Below are 17,322 nucleotides of genomic sequence, written 5' to 3'. Positions count from 1 at the left end.
ATGAGCGATTCCGCCAACGCGTCAGCGCGCAAATGCGCGTCAAACGTCATTGCTTCTAAAGGTCCGGACGTGTGCTGGACACCACGTGGCTCCAGCGTTGTTCCGGTCCCCTATTCGTCGATGGTAACACTCGACAAGGCAATCCGTTATTCCACGTCCGTTAGAAACAACGGCAAATTCGACCTTCAATTAAACTCAGCGGTTCCTGGCGTCACTGGACATGAGCCGGGTACGAAGAAGGGCATTGTCAGCCCTGGCTATAAAGGCATCGCGCTGGTCAACATCGCTTCGCCTTTCGTTTACTCAGAAGGTTTCGCGACATGGGCGCATCGGCAGGAAGCCTGGATCAACCGGCCAGATCCAGGGCCCCAAGAACCGCAAAAGTCGATTGAGACTAAAATCATCAAGCGTGACTGAAAACGGGATTTGAAGATGAGATCCAAGCTGTGATGCGTGGTGCTGATAAGGCTTTACCAGGCCCCCAAAGGAAATATTAAAATAAACAAATGGAAGCTGGCTGTGGCGAACGATGAGATAGGAACTCCAGAGCGAGACGTCACGGGCGACAATGTTGCAAAGCGTAACGCCAACACTGACGCCGATGTTCTGGTCGATGCGACCGCCGCACCCAATCCCTATTATTGTCCTCAATCCGCATTCGAAAAAGAGATCAAGCGGGTTGCTCAATCATACAAGGACAGTGACGGGGAACTGAAGGACCTATTAGCCAAACAGAGTAGCGGTACTTTAGATCAGGGACTAACAAGCTACATAACACCCCATGCAGAACAAAGCCGTCTGGATTATCTGCAAAGTCTCCCATCATCAGAATGGCTTGCTGGAAAAGGCAAAGCGAATGGAGGCGCAGCCTATAACCTGACTGGTTGGGAGGCGCTGAGCTTCCGTGGCCCGCATGAAAATATGTCTCGATTGGAGATGATCGAGGCGTTAGATCAGCAAATGCAGGAAGCTAAGGCTGCAGGAAATCCCGAGGTATTCAAGGCCCTTTGCAAGCAGAAGCAGAATATCAATGCTTCGACGTCGACCGCGGAAATAGACAACCAAAAAATGGTGATGGTTGGCCTTATGGCCGCCCTGCCTATGCCTGGTGGTGCAGGAAGGATGCCAAAGCCCAGCAGCGGCGGACGCGGAATATTCTTTAGACGTGCCCAACCCGCGACGGTCGCAGCTGAATCGCGTGCGGGCCCTGCCGCAGCCGCCAAATCGGGGGCCAACCCCGCAGCAGCTGCTAAGTCGGGCGCCAGCCCCGCAGCAGTTGTCGGCGAACCCGTCTCCGTCGCCAACGGCGAATACCTCGAAACCTGGCGCGACTTCCTCATCCCCGGCACGCTTGGCTTTGACGGCTCCCGCTATATGGGCCTCAAGCTCGCCCTGCCCGCTCGCTATACCAGACCGCTCGGGCCGTGCCAGATTTCCATGTTCGATGAGGTGTTTTCCAACCCGGCGCGTGGCAAGCTGCTGTTTCACACTGCCGATGGCAAAGCGGTTGATTTCGACCGACCCTTCAATTTCCTGCCGTCACTGAATGCCGCCTTTCCGCATCTGGAGCTGAAAGCCCCCTGGCTGAAGCAGTTGGAGCTCAAGGATCGCGGCATCGTCAAGCACTTCAGGCAGTATGACGACGATGTCTACCGGCTGGAAAAGCTCGATGACCTGAACGGCAACAGTCTCACCTTCGAGCGCTCGGATGCTGGCTGGCTGGAAAAGATCGAGGGGCCGGATGGCCTTTCGCTGATTTTTGACAATGACGCGCAAGGCCAGCGCACCCGCATCGCGCTGATCGGCACTGAAGGCTCCGAGCTGGAACTGGCGCGCTACACCTATGATGCCAAGGGACGGATGCGGGAAGCCACCTGCGCCTTCGGCATGTCGGTGCATTACGTCTGGGAAAGAGACCGGGACCTTCTTGTCTCGTGGAATAACCTGACACGCCAGTCCGAAACCCATTTTACCTATGACGACGATGGCCGGGTGGTGCACACCCGCACCAACGGCATCTGGAACAATGACCGGTTTGATTACCGCGAAGGCGAGACCGATTATCTCCCCGGCGGTGTGGAGGCGCAAGCCCAGACCTTCCGCTACGACGAGCATGAAAACGTCACTGCGGAAATCGATGCGCTGGGCGGCGTGGTGGCGCATGGCTATGATCGCCACGGCTTTCGGATTTCGACCAAGAACCAGAACGGCTATGAAAGCCGCACGCGCTACGATGTCCACGGCAATGTCAAGGAACTGACCGACCCAGAAGGCCGCTCGACGGTCTATGGCTGGGGTGACAATGGCGAACTGCTAATCGCGATCGATGGCGCCGGAAACAAACGGACCTACAAGCATGATGACAACGCCAATGTCATCAGCGAGAAGGATGCCGAAGGCCACGAGACCCGACTGGTGCGCGATGCCAGGGGCCGGGTGGTGGAAACCCATTTCCCCAATGGCGCGATTGAGCGGCGGGCATGGGATGCGCATAACCGGCTGGCCTCGGTTACCGATGTCAAAGGCAATACCAGCCGCTTTGTCTACGATGCCTTTGGCCGTCTGGTGGAAACCATCGGCCCAACGGGTGCTGTCACCAAACACATCTACCGGGCCGGTGCGGGTGGCTTTGATACCGTCAGTGCCGTTATCCGTGCCGATGGTGTGCAGGTCACGCGCTCGTTTGATGGTGCAGGCCAGCTTGCCACGGTCACGGATGGCGAGGGCCGCATGTGGCACTATCGCTACGGTGCCTTCGGTGTGTTGCAAGCCATCGTCGATCCCAAGGGTGGGGAGCTGAAACTTGCCACTGATATCGAAGGCCGAGTCATCTCCGTTACCAATGCCGTTGGCCGGGTCTATAGCTTTGAGCGGGATGCAGCCGGACGGGTCGTGGCCGAAGAGGATTTCGATGGCCGTGTCTGGCACTACGCCCGCGATGCCGCAGGCCAGATTATCGAAACGGTCAAGCCGGATGGCGCAAAGCTGCGCTACGCCTATGACAAATCCGGCCTGATCAAACGGATCGAAGGCTTTACCGCCAAAGGCGAGCCGGAAGATATCACGCGCTTCTGGTACGATGCCCGTGGCCTGCTGATCAGTGCAGAAAACAGTGCCGCACTTGTGGAATTCGAGCGAGACCGCAATGGCCGAATCATCGGCGAAAGCCTGAATGGCAGGCGCATCAAATCCAGACGCGATGCGATGGGCAACCGCATTCTGCGCGAGATCACCGGCGCAGGCGGCTCTCTTGCGCAGTATATCCGCGATCCCCTGGGTGCCGTTGAGCAGATGGTGGCAGGTGATACCGAGATCACCTTCAAACGCGATGTGCTGGGCCGCGAAACCGAGCGGCGCATGGGTGGCTTCCACCTGCTGCAACGCTTCGATGCCGCAGGCCAGCTTGCTGCCCAAGCAGCTGGTCCCGCGGTGGCGGGGGGCCTGGACGTCTCGCGGTTGGGCTGGAACATCCCTGGCGGCGGTGGTGAACGCTCGGCCCGTGCCCGGCCCGGACATATCCACCGCGTCTACGAATATGACCGCGCCTTTGCCCCCACCAGCATTGAAGATGGCCTGTGGGGCAAACGGCAATACACCTATGATGACAACGGCCAGTTGACGGATTCTGAAGCCGCCTTTGGCTCGGAACGCTTCCAGTATGACGAGGCGCGCAATCTGGCTGGTGCCTCGTCGTCTGTCACGATTGCCGAACAACCCACTCCCTATGGCCGGGCCTTTGACGAAACCTTCGGCTCCATCGTCCCAGCACCCAAACCCAGTGGATGGCAAACATCTGCCGGTGGCGTGGTGCAGATTGCCCGTGGCCCCAAGGGCGAAAAGATCCAACTCCTCCATGACGATTGCGGACGGCTGATCGAGCGGCGGGTGGAGCGCGACGGTTTCCGGTCGCAGCGCTGGCGCTATCGCTGGGATGCCCATGACCGGCTGGTGGGCGTGACCACCCTGGAGGGCGAGGAATGGCTGTTCCGCTACGATGCCTTTGGCCGTCGTGTTTCCAAGGTCCGCCGCTTTGCAGAGAAAGACCGCCACAGAGCCGCTCTGCGCTGGCCAAGCCTTGTCAATGGCGATGGCGTGCCACGGCAGACGAAGACAGCTTCAGACGCCACCGATACGGATCACGACCTCCCGGAGGTGGGAACGGCCTATCTCTGGGACGGCGACCACATGGTGGCCGAAGCACCGCTGTCTCTGGATGGTCACATCGCCTGGGATCAGGCCACCCACTGGCATTTTGAAGCGGGTAGCCATCGGCTGCTGGCCAAGCAACTGCCATCAGGCGAGATGCTGGCCATCGTCAGCGACCACCTCGGTACGCCGAAGGAGATGTTTGACGCCAAGGGCACGCTGATCTGGGCCGCCGATCACCACGTCTGGGGTGCCATCCGCACCACCAAAACCTTCGGCTCCCTCGCCGCCCTCCCCAAACACAACCGCCCACCGGACGAACTCCACTGCCCCTGGCGGTTTCCAGGGCAGTACGAGGATGCCGAGACCGGCCTGTGCTACAACCGCCATCGGCATTACGATCCGCTGACCGGGCAATATGCCTCGCCAGACCCGATCGGGCTTGCAGGCGGAGATCGGCCGCAGGGGTATGTCGATAATCCAAGCATGTGCCTAGATCTTTTCGGCATGGCTCAAACGGTCGGGCGTTGGATGTCGAAAACCGAGTATGAGGGTATGAGAGCTTCTGGACGAGCTCAAGAGGGCGGTGGTGGGCAAACTTTCGTTGCAACTTCAGGACCTGATTCATTTAGGAAGCAAGCTCCACCTGGGAGTATTTATGTTGAGTTCAAGGTGGAGAGTCGGCATTTGCTAAAAGGTGGGCGGGAGGACTGGAAGAAACTTATCGGACCAAGTGCCTCCGCGTCGCAAAAGCGAATGTTAGAGAAGCAGGGAGGTGAAATACTTCCGAGTGTTTATGATATGCGAAAGATAGAGGTTAAATAATATGGAAATTCAGAAACTAAGTGAAAACTTAATTAGCGAAATAAACAAATGTGACGCGGGGTTTATAGTAGATGTTGGCGTTCATAAAAATGGTGATTTTGGTGATCTCATCGATATAGATTTTTCAAATGGACGATTGATGGGCCACATCGCATTGTGGTCGAACGGATATGTATTCTATAATTTATTCGATGATACAAAGAGTGAAAATTGGGAAATTATTGAAGAAACTCATTTGGATGCAAGTGCGCTCGAAAATAGTGAAATTAAAATGGATTTAGATATATTATTTTCTAAAATACGAGAATACATATAGATATAAATTGAATGATAGATAATATGTTATTAACAATTAATGAAATTACATTTCAATAAAAAAGAACCCTGAAAGAATATTTCATTTTAACACAGAAGGTAAAGCAATGAAGCAAATATTCTTCTTTGCAACACCTGCCGACATTAAGCCAGTTATTTATGCTCTTGAGATGGATAAAGATCTCGGATTTGTCAGAGTGGGGATCCATGATAGGCCCGATCCCCCGATAGTATCCAGCTCCGAAATATCGCAACCCGGAATCGCTACCAACGAGACAGCAAGCGGATCAATTTCCTATCTCATAGTTCCTCGGGGCGCGCATTTACAAACACGCGAATATATAAATGAAGAGTCAAGCAGGCCTGGAACGAAAGAATGGAGCGTCTATAACGGGTTTAACGAAGAATCTGTAGAAGTGACACTTGCTGGCCTTTGGAAAGAGGGCACCCTCTTACCGGGAAGCGTCAAAACAATGCATACGACAAAATGGGCGCAGGCTATAATGCGAAATTTCCAGAGCGAGTTAAAGAAGGAAGATTTTAAAAAGGTCCAATCATGGTGGCTAGGCCGTGAAGCACTTCAAATGTTACGCACTGGAAAAAGACTAAGCGTAACTGCTGTCCAGTCGCCTCCAGAGTACGATTTAACTCTAGAGAACCTTCCAGTTGAACTGAGGTAACTTAAGCATATTGGATGACGCTGACACCTACGCGCTGTTTCGCGAAGAGCATAACGAGAACCACGGCGCCGGCTGGTGGGTGGATTTGAGGCGACGCGGCATCCGGGTCGTGCGGCTGTTCAAGGACAGCATCTATGGGTCATCACAGGCGAGCTATGCCCAGGCGAAGATTTACCGAGATGCCATTATATCCGTCCTGCCACCTGCCACCAATCATGAGCAAGCCGTTCTGCTCCGCAAGAATAACAAGAGTGGCATTTCAGGCGTGCGCCACGTCGAACTGGCAGAGGACGAAGCCTGGGAAGCATCTCTCCTTACCCGCACAGAACACAAGCGCGAGAAGTTCTCCGTGCGCGAATATGGTGAGGAGCAAGCAAAAGCCATGGCAATCGCACTGCGCCGAAAATGGCTGGAAGAACTACCGGTCAAACACCTCACTTATGCCGAACACTCAGAAGAGATGACCCGGCAGTATTTCGGCGAGCAGCTTGCGCCCGTTAGCGACGTCTTGCCCGAAGTCAGCATCACCAAGACCGAGGCTAAGGCACGCCTGAAGGCAATTAACGCTCATTTCGATGCGCTGCGTCCTCCAAGGTTGCGGGTGCGTGTGAGAAGCTACCAGGAGGGCAGACTTTCAGTCCACGTTTCCGACGCTGGCTTTCCCGCCCAACGTAAATTGGTCATACTCAATACAAAACGTCTGTCGACCGGTGAAACTCTTGCCATGGCCGGCAACCGGATCATGGGGCTGATCACGGCGTTTTATAATACCGATGTCGCTCATTGGTTCATGCAAACCCACAGCCATATCCTGCTCGATCCGGCACGTTACGATCCAGACGACGGTTTTAATGTCCTGCTGTTCGTGCCTGTAGAGATCGCAAAACCGGCAACCGTGATCGATAGACCGGTCAGCCAATGAGGGCGGGTTCTAAGCAATACTGCCCGTCCTGGCACTGAGACATTCACCTTTTGTCTTGTGTTTCCCTAGTCTCCCAGAGTGGCTTTTTGTCTCCAATTTCCCCTCGCTACACACGAATGACTGACGCCGGTGCGGGAGGCGGATCGGGTTCAAGGCTAACCCACCCCCCTGCCCCCGGGCCACGAGGCTATCTGACCATCGTCCAAGGGGTCTCCACCTTGCAACCGACGACCTCAGGTCGCGATGGCATCAATACCCATGGTGATCTCACTCATTCCACCAAACAGCGGAACATCCACCACCACCTGACCACGCTTCGACAGCACCTTGCGCACCGTCACCACGAAGTCGGCAAACGGGCCGGAGCGGATCGTTACCTGCTTGCCCAGCACATCCGGCATCGGTGGAACGTCGCCCGCTTCCATATGCTTCCTCTCCGCAGTCTTGGCCGATAGGAGCAGCTGCCGCATCAAGGGTTCCGGCATCAGGTAGGGCTTGCCATCCCGACCCATCAGGCTCCGCAGCTTGGAGGCCAGCATAAGACCGACATAGGCTTCATTGTCCGGGATCACCTGCACGAACAGATAGCCACGGAATAACGCCCGCTGGACGATGATCGCTGGCTTGCCGCGCCTGGGCGGTAGTCTCAGCCGCTCGCAGGGGCACCAGCATTCAATGCCCTGCTGTCCAAGGCTATCGCGGATCACCTGCTCCATGCCGATCTTGCAGCTGGCCACCACCCAGCGGGCCAGTTGGTCGAAGTCCGGGCGGTCGCGCCTGGCCATGGCGATCTGGCGCTTGCGCCTGGCCTCAAGGGCTTTGGCGTCCGTCAGCTTCGAAAGCCTTTCGTTCGAGACGCTATTCAGAAGTTTGCCGTTATGCTGCATCATGGGTACGTCCCTCGCTGAGGCTGATTTTGAAGTGCTGAAGGGCGGCTTCGACCGCCGCATCGAGATCGGGCTCTGCGGGGTCGACCGGCGGGAAGTAATTCCACTCGCACCGACCATCGATAAACATCCATCCCCGCCGCTCATGGAGCCGCCGCCAAGCGGCAAACAAATCGCTGTCTGGCTTGAATCCGACAAAGCCGGCCACCAGCGGCAACAGATCCGCCGAGGTGACAAACTGTTCGCCGCGAAGGGCGCGGTCTTGCATTTTGACCACCAGCGGCCAGCCGTGCTCCCGACGCTTTTCCCAGATCAGCGCTTCCCGGCTGATCGCACCGGAGGCAATCCGCCGCTCATCAAAAGCCGTGATGAAGAACGGGCCGGTCGGGTCTGACAGCAGGGCCTCCAAGCGCCGTCCCATCCAAAGCTTGCCGCACGGCTTGGCGACCACGCGTGCTGGCTCCTGGGTGGCAGCCAGATGGTCTGGCAGGTCTGTCCATGCCCGTGCCTTGAGGTAAACGGCGGGCGCTGTCAGGTCATCGCGCTTTGCCCAGGCCAGATAGGCTGGTGTTCGCTCACTGCAGGCGTCCCGCTCCTCAGCCGACAGCGCAAACCAGGCATTGCGGGCAAATTCGGGACTGCCGGGCTTGGGCCAGAGTTTGTACCAGGCGTCAAACTGCCGACCGATCCGGGCTCGCTCAGTCCGCTTGGCTGCCTTATCGTCCGCAGCGGGAACCGCATTGCCTTGCAAAACCGGCTCGCAAACTCCCTCCCCTTGGTAAGAGTCAGTCTTTGCTAGATCTAAGTTATTACTAGGTGCCGATTTTACCGGCGACGGTAAAACCGGCGACGGTTTTGCCGGCGACGGCGTTTCAGTCTGCGGTAGAAATGCAACAGTTTTGGTTGGCGCATCGGAACCGTCAGAACCGTCGGATTTGGCCGAGGCATTGGAGGCTTCGGCGTTGCCGGAAGCATCAGAGGCATCAGCGGTGTCGGAGGCATTAGAGGTATCAGTGTTGTCGGCGTTGTCGGCGGCACCGGTGGTGTCAGAGACGTCGGAGGCATCGGTGTTGTCAGAGACGTCGGAGGCATCGGTGTTGTCAGAGACGTCGGAGGCATCCAGGACCGCCTGGCGTGGCTCGTCAAAGATGACAAGAACCGTTGCACCGAACTTGCCATCGGCACGGGTCTGCTCCCGCTGCGCATAGCCTGTCTCCACCAGCTCCGCGATCATCTTGCGGGCCTTGTCGCGCCCGCAATTGCCCTTGCGGACGATGTCACCGATCACCACGGTCCAGTTGTCGGGTTTCGACAGCAGATAAGACAGCAGCCAGCGGGCCTCCATGGAGAGCCTCGCATCCTCAAACACATGGTTGGGAATGGCGGCATAACGTGCATTGCGCACGCCGCGCCGGATTGTCGCTTCGCCGCTCACTGCCCACCGCCTTTGCGCACAACATCCAGCAGCGCCGCCCTGCCCGCACCAACGGACAGCAACACGCTATCGCGCCAGCAGCCTTGCTCGGTGCGGGTGGAATTGAACGCTGCCAGCTCGGCATCGAGATAGTCAACGCCGGCCAAGAACCCAGCCGTGCGCAACACCATGCGGATCGCAGCGTTGTCGCGGTAGATCACGCCCTGCGGTACCCTCAGCAGCCAATCGGCCCGTTCCGCGTCCGTCTGGCAATCGCAAAGCTGCTCGATGATGGGAAGAAGCCCTGTCATCGGCCAATCTCCCGCTCCACCTTGCGTGCCAGAGCGCGATAGGCGTCCATCTGCTTGGACAACGCCGCCTGGGCGGCCTTTTGCGCGTCCACGGCCTGTGTTGCCGCTTCGCAAGCACTGGCATAGGTGCGGAACTGGCTTTCCATCCTGGCGCTTTCCAGCAGAAAGTCATCAAACAGCGGATTGGAGCCGGCCTGGCCGAACATTGCATCGCGTGTGACGGACACCCAATCGCGCGGCACACCGAGATCCTTGGCAACAATGCTGTCTGTCCAGGGCGCTTTATAGGCGTCCTTGCCATAGACCTCATTGAGCTTGTCAAAGATGATGGCGCGATCCTCGCGGCTCATGTCACGCGGCTTGTCCGCAACCGGTGCTGTGTTCTCGGCCATGATAATCGCTCCTTTGCGCTTGGACGGGCTGGCATGTTTTGGGCAAAAATCCTCTTTCGGACTGCTGCCGACGACCCACCCTTTGGTCTGGAAATGCTGGATGGCCGCGATGGACTGCTTGACGATGATCCCGGTGTGATGCGGGAAGTAGGAAACGACGTCGCAGCACCCGCAGGCAATCCGCATCGCCTTTGCGGTGCGCTTGCCATAGGGAATAGAGACCTCTGGAAAGTCACGACCGGTCATGCTTCACCCCCGCCGCGCAGCCACGCCTCGTACTCGCCATAGAGCGAGAGCCAGGCCGACCGTGCGCGGTCATCTTCATTGATCTGTTTTTTGCTGGTGATGCCGAGGCGATCCTTGAGGGCCGCGTCGGCAGTGTCTTTGTCGTCAACCACGCTGCCGCTGTTGGTCTCGCTTAGAAACCGGTGAAAGGCTGCGTGGGACAGCAGAATGGAGGCTTGCGCCGCGTGGTTTGGCATCTTGCGGGCCAACGCCGGTGAATGGCTCTGCACCGCCAGCTCTTGGCGCAGATCGCGCACGGCAATCGCTGCCCGATCCACAAGACGAAGAAACAGGCGCAAATGATCGAGCGCTCCACAGATCAGGTCACGTTCGTCATGCAAGGCGGCCGGATGAATGGTGGCAATATGCACCTGCTCACCCATCAGCCGATGCACCACCAGGCGCAACCCGCCCCGATCCGCTTCCAGCGTCCAAACATCATCATGCAGACGCTCTGCCGACCCCTTGAGCCGGTTCACCGTCGAGGCTTCGCGTTGGCGGTTCACATCTTGCATGATGCGGCCACCTTGTTCGCTGCGAGAATAAGGGAAAGCCCGGCAGAACCGGGCTTGGGAAACTTGACTGACACATAACCGGCCATCAGTTCGCCCTCATCAGACGATCAAGATAGGCTTGGCCGAGGCCGGTCAGCAGCACCGTCTTGTGATCCTCGCGGATCAGCACATAGCCGCAGGCACGGCAGTCATTCGCCAACTGCCGGTCAGGGCCATCAGGCACGATCAGCTGACCACCATGGATTTTGAGCTTGCGCAGAAAGGCCCGTGCCCGCGCACTCAAGGGCCGCTCGAATAGCGGGGTCAGGGTTGCGTCGATCATGGCTGCTCTCCCACGATCCGCAGGCCAAGCTTATCGCCACCCCTCGCCTTCACACCGGCCAGCGCCTTGCGAAGTGCTGCAAGACCGACTTCCAGTTCCGCCGCATCCCGGTCCATCTTGGTGGCTTCCGCAGGTGTCACCACCATGTCGGAGATCGCCACCGCGCCACCGGAAATCAGATCGCCAGCCCGGCGCACCATCTCCGAATAGGCAACGACGACACCTTGATCCACGGCCTTGTCACTTGCCGGATCAGTCAACCGCCGCCCGCTCAGTTCTGCCATGGCCGAGGTCACGACCGGCACCCCGCATTCGCTCTCCAGGGCATAGACAACCGAAATCGGCATCAGGTCCGTATCACGCGGGTTGTTCATCCGTCCGATATGGCTGGCAGACACCGATGAGATCTCCGACGCCCGCTCGATACCGCCGACCAGCCTAATCAGGTCGCGTTGCGCCGCTTTGATGCGATGAAACCAAGCGCTTGTGTGCATAAGACAAAACCTTTCCCGCGCCGGGAAATCTCCGGCGTTTTTCCCGTGGTGGGAATTGATCAAAAATGTGAGGAATGGGCCGTCAGATACTCAGGGAGGACCGCATGCAAACCGAAACTTGCCCGCACCAGATCGGACGCCAAACAACCTGGTGCGGGCCGCGCGCAGCCGGGAGGAGAGCCAGCGCGAACCGTATGGAGGAAAGGGCCGCACCGTCATTGGGCGACCCCATTAGGAACGTCAAAGAAGAAGCTATCGCTCCACGAAACCCCGCGCTCAACAGCCGCACAGCGTATCTTGCTCATTTCATCAAGCGATGGCGACACGCCGCGTTCCCAACGAGAGACAGTCGACTGAGACACATCCAGGATGGCTGCGAATTCAGACTGACTGACGGAGAACACCTGTTTACGGATAAATTGGATCGGACTCATTGGCGCATAATATGCGCAAACCGATATTTTTCAACGGCGATTTTATCCGTCAACGCATTTTTTAAATCCAGGGATCTGTAATATGCAGAAACGCATGGATATCGCGACATATATTGCCGAACTGCTCAGCATGAAAAAATGGAACCAGGTCAAGCTGGCCGCCCATTTTGGCGTCTCTCAATCAACGGTAAATCGATGGAAGTCTGGCTCGGAGCCGGAGGGACATCACCGGGATGCCATTCGAGACCTGCACAACAAAGAGTTTGGCAACCAAGATAATAAGCCATTCATGCGGGCGAAATTGATGGGCAAGGTCGGAGCTGGCCAAGAACTCTATGCGATCGATGATGGTGGACAAAGCTACGTCGATGCACCGGCGGACGCGCATCAAAATACTGTTGCCGTAGAGGTTTCTGGCGAATCCATGTATCCAGCCTACGAAGAGGGCACGATACTTTTTTACTCCAAAACCTTGCCGCCATCAGAATTAGTGAACAGGCGTGCGGTGGTGCAGCTTGGAGACGGGCGGATTTTTGTTAAAACGATCCGCCCAGGGAGTACACCCAACACCTGGACTCTCACGAGCATCAACGCCCTTTATCCTGATATGGTTGACCAAATCGTGGAATGGGCAGCTCCCATTGATTGGATCAAGCCTCGGTAAAATATTCGAAATATCCGCGCCGCCAAAAATAATTATGCTTTTGCGCATTTTTTACTTGATCATGTTTATCCGTTTGCGCATATTATCCGTCATCCGCATCATTTGACGGATAACCAATGGCGCCGCCGGAAGGCACCCCACCCCCAAAAGCCCTACCCATCCGGCGGCGTCACATAAAGCGAGAAGAGGATCGTCGCATCCTCAAGCCAAGGATGGAAAATCATGCAACAGACGTCCACCGTCACCGCCGAAGACAAGCGCGACCGCGAAACAATGTTTCAGCTCTATCAGGAGCGCGGCCCGCAGACCGAGAAAGACCTTTTGAGCGCCGGGATCTGCAAGGATAGCCAACAGCGCAATGCGCCGGCCGTCGCCGAGCGTATCCGACTTACCGAAGTCGCCTGAACATCTGATTTCGCTCTTCCACGTAGCCCGGCGGCCACCTTCTCCCGTTCCATATGAGGCGACCAGGCCGTATCCCGCCCAGTACCCGAAGGTGCCGGCATGACAACCCAATCCCCAAAAACAGCGCGCAAGCCGCTCTTCAGCGTCCGCTTCCGTGACGGCCACACCGTAATCACCACAGCCGACAACAGTCTTAAGGCAGAGCAAAAAGCTCTGCGCACCCGGCCCGGCTTCATCGAGACAATTCGCATTATCAAGGGAAAACGTGATGCGTGAGACCGAAGCAATCAAGGGCGCAGTCCCGCTCCGCGAAGACGCAATCCAGCCGGCCCGCGCGATCGCTGCTATCCTCCAGGAAAAGATTTGGCCCAGTTGGCTTCCGGGCAAACAACGGGCACTCGCCAAGATCTTCGCAGGCTCATGCGACAACTCCATGCTGTTCATCGCCACAGCCAATGCATGGACCATCGCCCTTGATGACATCGAGCGCCGTGACGCCGAAATCGAGCGGTTGAACGGGATGGTTCTCCATTTCTCTCGGAAATATGCCAACCTCACCGGCTATCGCGACGAACTACTCAAAATCGCAGCCGAGGTTGGCGAGCCCGGCGATCCTTTTGCCGCCTGGGAAAGCGTTGCCGCGATCAAAGCCGAAAACGAACGGCTAAAGACCCTCGTCACAACTCACAAAGCCGCCGCCTCTGTTTCGAAGTTCGAGGCAGCGGCTCCGGCACCCCTCTTTCCAAATTCAGGATGCGACACAACCATATGTTCGTCTGTCGAATCTGGCTTGCGTGATCGTGCCATTCTATCATCATCGTGCCACAAATCATCGGAGGGAGCTTCCGATGCCTGACGCAAGCCGCCGCCAAGAGATCCGCGAACGGATTATGTCTCGCGTGATTAAAAACCCCCAAACAGGTTGCTGGATCTGGTCAGGTCCGACCTCCGGCAACGAAGGACGCGGCGCGGGTTATCCGCGCATGTCGCTGAGTGGGCAGACGATTGCCGTCCATCTCGTCATGTGGACCAACGAGTTCGGTTTCATTCCCGGCAAAAAAGAGATCGACCACGTATGCCGCAACCGGCTTTGTGTCCGCCCGCATCCCGATCACCTGGAGCTTCTCACCAAGAAGCGAAACGCCCTTCGGCGCGAACAGGCAAAGCGGACGAAGCAAGAATTTGTATGCGAGGAGATCCCGCTATGACCCTACCCAACGTCTACAGCCCGGAACAAGTCGCCAGCCATCTCAATTGGTCACCGCGCAAGTTGCGCGAGTTTGCCCGTAGAATTGGGGCTTGTAGCATACTTGGCAATCGCATGACATTGACCGATAAAGACATCAACACAATCATGGAGGCAAGCCGCCCGTGTCACTCACGTTATACCTCAGAGGCGGGTACTACCACTACCGAGGCACAATCGAGGGTGAGCGATTCCGTGGAACAACCGGAACAGCGGACAAAAACGAAGCGAAGCGCTTCATCATCGAGAAGCAGTCTGAAATTCTCCGGCAAGAAACCGACCGCAAAGAGCGTGGGTTTGGTCGATTAAAATTCAATAGGGCAGCAGAGATTTACCTGCAAGCAGGCAAAACCGCCCGGTTTGTGCAAGAGATGGTAGACTTTTGGGAAGATACGCCGGTCAATAAGATCACATCCGGCAAGGTGCAGCAGGCAGCTATAACGCTCTACCCGAAGGCAGCAGGCGCAACGCGTAATCGCAACGTCATTGTGCCAACTCAGGCAATCATAAACCACACCGCCACGCTGGATATGTGCCACCCGATCAAAGTCAAACGCTTTAAAACCGAGACCAAAATTAAAGAGCCAGCAACGTGGGAGTGGGTCAAGCAGTTCATGGCCCACGCCAACCCGCACCTTGGCGCGGCCTGCTGCTTTATGTTCCTGACCGGCGCGCGCGTGACCGAGGCAACAAACCTAACATGGGCAGATATTGACCTGCTGAATCTCAAGGCATTGATCAAGCAAACCAAGGTCGGAAAAGAGCGCCAGGCGCACCTACCGCCAGAACTGGTTGCTGCCCTGATGAAAATCGAAAGCCCCCGCGTTCCAGCAGAAAAAGTCTTCAAATATTCTTCGCGCCACACCATGAAGCCGCAATGGAACAAGGTGTTCAAGCGCACCGATATTCCTTACCTCACGTATCATTCATGCCGCCACGGCTTTGCCACAACGCTGCTACACCGAGGCGTTGACCCGATCACCGTTGCCAAGCTTGGCGGCTGGGCAGATGCACAGCTGGTGTTCCGCACATACGGCCACGCAATGCGCGATGAGACGATAACAAACGTCCTGACTTCTGACACAAAAACTGACACAGCGAACGTACACAAACTCAAAATAGTGAGTTAAATCAATATCAATCATGCAAGGGATTGCGGGGTAAAACGTCTCTCGTTGGGGAGAGGTGTCCCGCCGTCGTTGCTAATCGAGTTCACGATTTTCGTCAAGCGACTTTTATGGGCTAAACAGCGACAATCCGCCGCCGCCAAATCCTCCACAAAGCGGGACGTCTACGCGAAAAACGTGCGCCAAGTTGCATCTCCGCAACTTTATTGACCGAGATCAATAGCCGCCAGCCAGACCCATGCAACATCAGCCTACACGCAAAACAAACCCTATTGAGGTTGGCTATGACAATGGAAACACTGTATTCCGCACCCAGCAAGTCGGCCAAAACCCGGCTGTTCCTTCCGATCATGGAAAAATTCTATCAGGGATTTGCCGAGCCCCTGGCCTTCACCGCTTTCCGGGTGGCCATCGGCGCCATGCTTGTCATTGAGGGCTATCCGAAAATCATGGCGCCCATGGCCCAGATTGGTTTCGTGCAGAATCTCGGATTCTATCCCGGCTGGCTCTGGTCGCCCATGCTGGCTGCCATGCAGTTTTTCGGCGGTTTCCTGATTGTAATCGGGCTTTTTACGCGGCCAGTCGCGCTCGCCAATGGCATCATGCTGGCCATCACCCTGTGGTTTCACGTTAAGTTCCCCTACGGGCATGCATTCCTAACGCAAGAAGGTATTGACGCCCTTAAAAGCGGCGCCACGTTGTTCACCCCTGAAGCCGTCAAGCGGCTTGCCGATGGCGGCACCACCTTCCTGGAACAGGTGCAGACCAAAGCCGAACTTGCTTCGCTGTTCTGGACCGGCGGTGCGCTGTTTTACGCAGCCTTCGGTGGCGGAGCGCTGTCGGTGGACAGGCTGCTGGTCAAGCGCGAATTCTGAGCAACGACATCGGAGGGTGCGAGCGCGCCCTCCCCGACCGGCTGAGCCCCGAGAATTTGCCTCTGGCCCTTCACGGTGAAGGGCTGGACCAATTGAGCAACGAACCCCTTGGCCACCGTGCCGCTGATGCCGATGTTGGTGCTGGGTCCGTGTTCGGGATTGTAATAGGTCCCGAATATCTGATCGAAAAGCACCAGGTTCTCGCCGTAATTGGTATTGCCTTCCCGCAAAATCTTCGAATGGTGCCAGCGATGCAGGCGCGGCGTGCTGAACACGAAGTCGAGAATACCGGTGCGCACTGCGACATTGCAATGAGTGAGGATACCGATGAAAGCGGTGGCCGCACCGACCCAGAGAAAGACGGCCACCGGCGCGCCCAGCAGGTAGAGCGGCAATTGGCTCAGTGCCACCTTAAACAGCGAATCCATCACATGGAAACGCCCGGTATTGACCACCCAGAGCCTGGCAACGCTGTGATGTAGCGCATGGAACCGCCAGAAGAACAGCCGTTCATGGGCAATACGATGTGCCCAGTAAAGACCGAATTCAGCAACGACCAGCCCGAGAACCACCTGCAAGGCCATGGGCAGGCCGGTTGGCCAAAGGTGAAATTCCAGCGCCGTCAGCGGTTGCAACATCCGGGCGGCGGCCATCGGGAAAATCACCGTCAGACCCGATAGAAACTCGACCAGACCCTTGGTCAACAGCGTATGGGCGACATCGTTGACGGTCTCGCCATCGCCTTCCAGCCAGGTCAGCTCATAAGGCAGGAACCGCTCGCTGAGCGCCAGAAGACCGAAAGCACAGAGATAGACGGCAACGAAGCCAAGCAGCGGATGAGAACTGGAAAAAGCGAAATAGGAGCCTGTCAGGCCGAACACGAACACGCCCGGCCAGACCAGGAAGGAAGCGAGTATTTTCATTTTGACCGTTCAAAAAGATTGACAGTGGTGATGTAAATCCGGGCAGAAAAGCCCATTGACGGACGAGATCCTTCGCCAAGCAGCCGTTCCTGTGCCGTTAGCTTTATGGGACAGTGCTGGAAATGCAAGGGGGCAGACAG

General features: G+C 56.8%; 21 protein-coding genes. 12 read left to right on the top strand and 9 right to left on the bottom strand.

The annotated features are described in order from the left end of the window. The 5 genes from IEI95_RS12700 (at position 1) to IEI95_RS12680 (ending at position 6,888) form a co-directional block, all read left to right on the top strand. A complete protein-coding gene (locus IEI95_RS12700; RefSeq protein ID WP_194416512.1) occupies positions 1-417 on the top strand; it encodes a PAAR-like domain-containing protein in 417 nt (138 codons plus the stop codon). Positions 418-519: 102 nt separating this feature from the next. Further along, positions 520-4,971, top strand: a complete 4,452-nt coding sequence (locus IEI95_RS12695) for a TreTu family toxin (protein WP_194416511.1) — start codon at positions 520-522, stop codon at positions 4,969-4,971. A 1-nt stretch (position 4,972) separates the two neighbouring features. Continuing rightward, positions 4,973-5,287, top strand: a complete 315-nt coding sequence (locus IEI95_RS12690; protein WP_194416510.1) for a hypothetical protein — start codon at positions 4,973-4,975, stop codon at positions 5,285-5,287. A gap of 106 nt (positions 5,288-5,393) precedes the next feature. Then, on the top strand, positions 5,394-5,966 hold the full coding sequence (locus IEI95_RS12685) for a hypothetical protein (protein WP_194416509.1): 573 nt from the start codon (positions 5,394-5,396) through the stop codon (positions 5,964-5,966). Positions 5,967-5,976: 10 nt separating this feature from the next. Beyond that, positions 5,977-6,888, top strand: coding sequence for a hypothetical protein (locus IEI95_RS12680; protein WP_234934218.1), 912 nt, complete (start codon positions 5,977-5,979; stop codon positions 6,886-6,888). A 233-nt stretch (positions 6,889-7,121) separates the two neighbouring features. Here IEI95_RS12680 and IEI95_RS12675 read toward each other — a convergent pair whose 3' ends face one another. From IEI95_RS12675 to IEI95_RS29800, 8 genes are all read right to left on the bottom strand, one after another. Beyond that, positions 7,122-7,778 (bottom strand): transcription termination/antitermination NusG family protein, encoded by a 657-nt coding sequence (locus IEI95_RS12675; RefSeq protein WP_194416508.1) that lies wholly within the window; start codon positions 7,776-7,778, stop codon positions 7,122-7,124. After that, the gene (locus tag IEI95_RS12670; RefSeq protein ID WP_194416507.1) at positions 7,765-9,210 is read right to left on the bottom strand and encodes an LvrA C-terminal domain-related protein; all 1,446 of its coding nucleotides are present in this window, start codon (positions 9,208-9,210) and stop codon (positions 7,765-7,767) included. The genes IEI95_RS12675 and IEI95_RS12670 overlap by 14 nt, the downstream gene beginning before the upstream one ends. Beyond that, complete coding sequence (locus IEI95_RS12665) at positions 9,207-9,500, bottom strand: hypothetical protein (RefSeq protein ID WP_194416506.1); 294 nt, start codon at positions 9,498-9,500, stop codon at positions 9,207-9,209. The genes IEI95_RS12670 and IEI95_RS12665 overlap by 4 nt, the downstream gene beginning before the upstream one ends. After that, positions 9,497-10,138: a hypothetical protein gene (locus IEI95_RS12660; RefSeq protein ID WP_194416505.1), complete on the bottom strand. Its 642-nt coding sequence runs from the start codon at positions 10,136-10,138 to the stop codon at positions 9,497-9,499. Before IEI95_RS12660 ends, IEI95_RS12665 begins: the two co-directional genes overlap by 4 nt. Continuing rightward, positions 10,135-10,692 (bottom strand): hypothetical protein, encoded by a 558-nt coding sequence (locus IEI95_RS12655; RefSeq protein ID WP_194416504.1) that lies wholly within the window; start codon positions 10,690-10,692, stop codon positions 10,135-10,137. The genes IEI95_RS12660 and IEI95_RS12655 overlap by 4 nt, the downstream gene beginning before the upstream one ends. 85 nt (positions 10,693-10,777) lie before the next feature. Then, positions 10,778-11,014 carry a hypothetical protein gene (locus IEI95_RS12650; protein WP_070165040.1) on the bottom strand — a complete coding sequence of 79 codons (237 nt, stop codon included), beginning with the start codon at positions 11,012-11,014 and terminating at the stop codon, positions 10,778-10,780. After that, positions 11,011-11,508, bottom strand: a complete 498-nt coding sequence (locus IEI95_RS12645; RefSeq protein ID WP_194416503.1) for a hypothetical protein — start codon at positions 11,506-11,508, stop codon at positions 11,011-11,013. The genes IEI95_RS12650 and IEI95_RS12645 overlap by 4 nt, the downstream gene beginning before the upstream one ends. A gap of 215 nt (positions 11,509-11,723) precedes the next feature. Further along, complete coding sequence (locus tag IEI95_RS29800; protein WP_156637730.1) at positions 11,724-11,942, bottom strand: helix-turn-helix transcriptional regulator; 219 nt, start codon at positions 11,940-11,942, stop codon at positions 11,724-11,726. An 82-nt stretch (positions 11,943-12,024) separates the two neighbouring features. Between IEI95_RS29800 and IEI95_RS12635 the strand changes: the two genes are divergently transcribed. The 7 genes from IEI95_RS12635 (at position 12,025) to IEI95_RS12605 (ending at position 16,259) form a co-directional block, all read left to right on the top strand. After that, a complete protein-coding gene (locus IEI95_RS12635; protein ID WP_234635368.1) occupies positions 12,025-12,606 on the top strand; it encodes an XRE family transcriptional regulator in 582 nt (193 codons plus the stop codon). A 222-nt stretch (positions 12,607-12,828) separates the two neighbouring features. After that, positions 12,829-13,011: a hypothetical protein gene (locus IEI95_RS12630; RefSeq protein ID WP_194416502.1), complete on the top strand. Its 183-nt coding sequence runs from the start codon at positions 12,829-12,831 to the stop codon at positions 13,009-13,011. Positions 13,012-13,110: 99 nt separating this feature from the next. Beyond that, positions 13,111-13,287 carry a hypothetical protein gene (locus IEI95_RS12625; RefSeq protein WP_194416501.1) on the top strand — a complete coding sequence of 59 codons (177 nt, stop codon included), beginning with the start codon at positions 13,111-13,113 and terminating at the stop codon, positions 13,285-13,287. After that, positions 13,280-13,867, top strand: a complete 588-nt coding sequence (locus IEI95_RS12620; RefSeq protein ID WP_194416500.1) for a hypothetical protein — start codon at positions 13,280-13,282, stop codon at positions 13,865-13,867. The genes IEI95_RS12625 and IEI95_RS12620 overlap by 8 nt, the downstream gene beginning before the upstream one ends. After that, on the top strand, positions 13,860-14,219 hold the full coding sequence (locus IEI95_RS12615; protein WP_194416499.1) for an HNH endonuclease signature motif containing protein: 360 nt from the start codon (positions 13,860-13,862) through the stop codon (positions 14,217-14,219). Before IEI95_RS12620 ends, IEI95_RS12615 begins: the two co-directional genes overlap by 8 nt. Positions 14,220-14,382: 163 nt before the next feature. Then, on the top strand, positions 14,383-15,387 hold the full coding sequence (locus tag IEI95_RS12610; RefSeq protein WP_194416498.1) for a tyrosine-type recombinase/integrase: 1,005 nt from the start codon (positions 14,383-14,385) through the stop codon (positions 15,385-15,387). A 281-nt stretch (positions 15,388-15,668) separates the two neighbouring features. Further along, a complete protein-coding gene (locus IEI95_RS12605; RefSeq protein WP_156535945.1) occupies positions 15,669-16,259 on the top strand; it encodes a DoxX family protein in 591 nt (196 codons plus the stop codon). Here the strand turns inward: IEI95_RS12605 and olsE are convergent. Beyond that, positions 16,196-17,182 carry an ornithine lipid hydroxylase OlsE gene (olsE, locus tag IEI95_RS12600; protein WP_156535946.1) on the bottom strand — a complete coding sequence of 329 codons (987 nt, stop codon included), beginning with the start codon at positions 17,180-17,182 and terminating at the stop codon, positions 16,196-16,198. The genes IEI95_RS12605 and olsE overlap by 64 nt on opposite strands. Positions 17,183-17,322: the final 140 nt, after the last annotated feature.

The sequence above is a fragment of the Agrobacterium vitis genome (assembly GCF_014926405.1).
In the GTDB taxonomy this organism is placed as follows: Bacteria; Pseudomonadota; Alphaproteobacteria; order Rhizobiales; family Rhizobiaceae; genus Allorhizobium; species Allorhizobium vitis_H.
The sequence above is the reverse complement of the archived record's forward strand: the minus strand, read 5'-3'. Positions and strand labels throughout refer to the sequence as shown.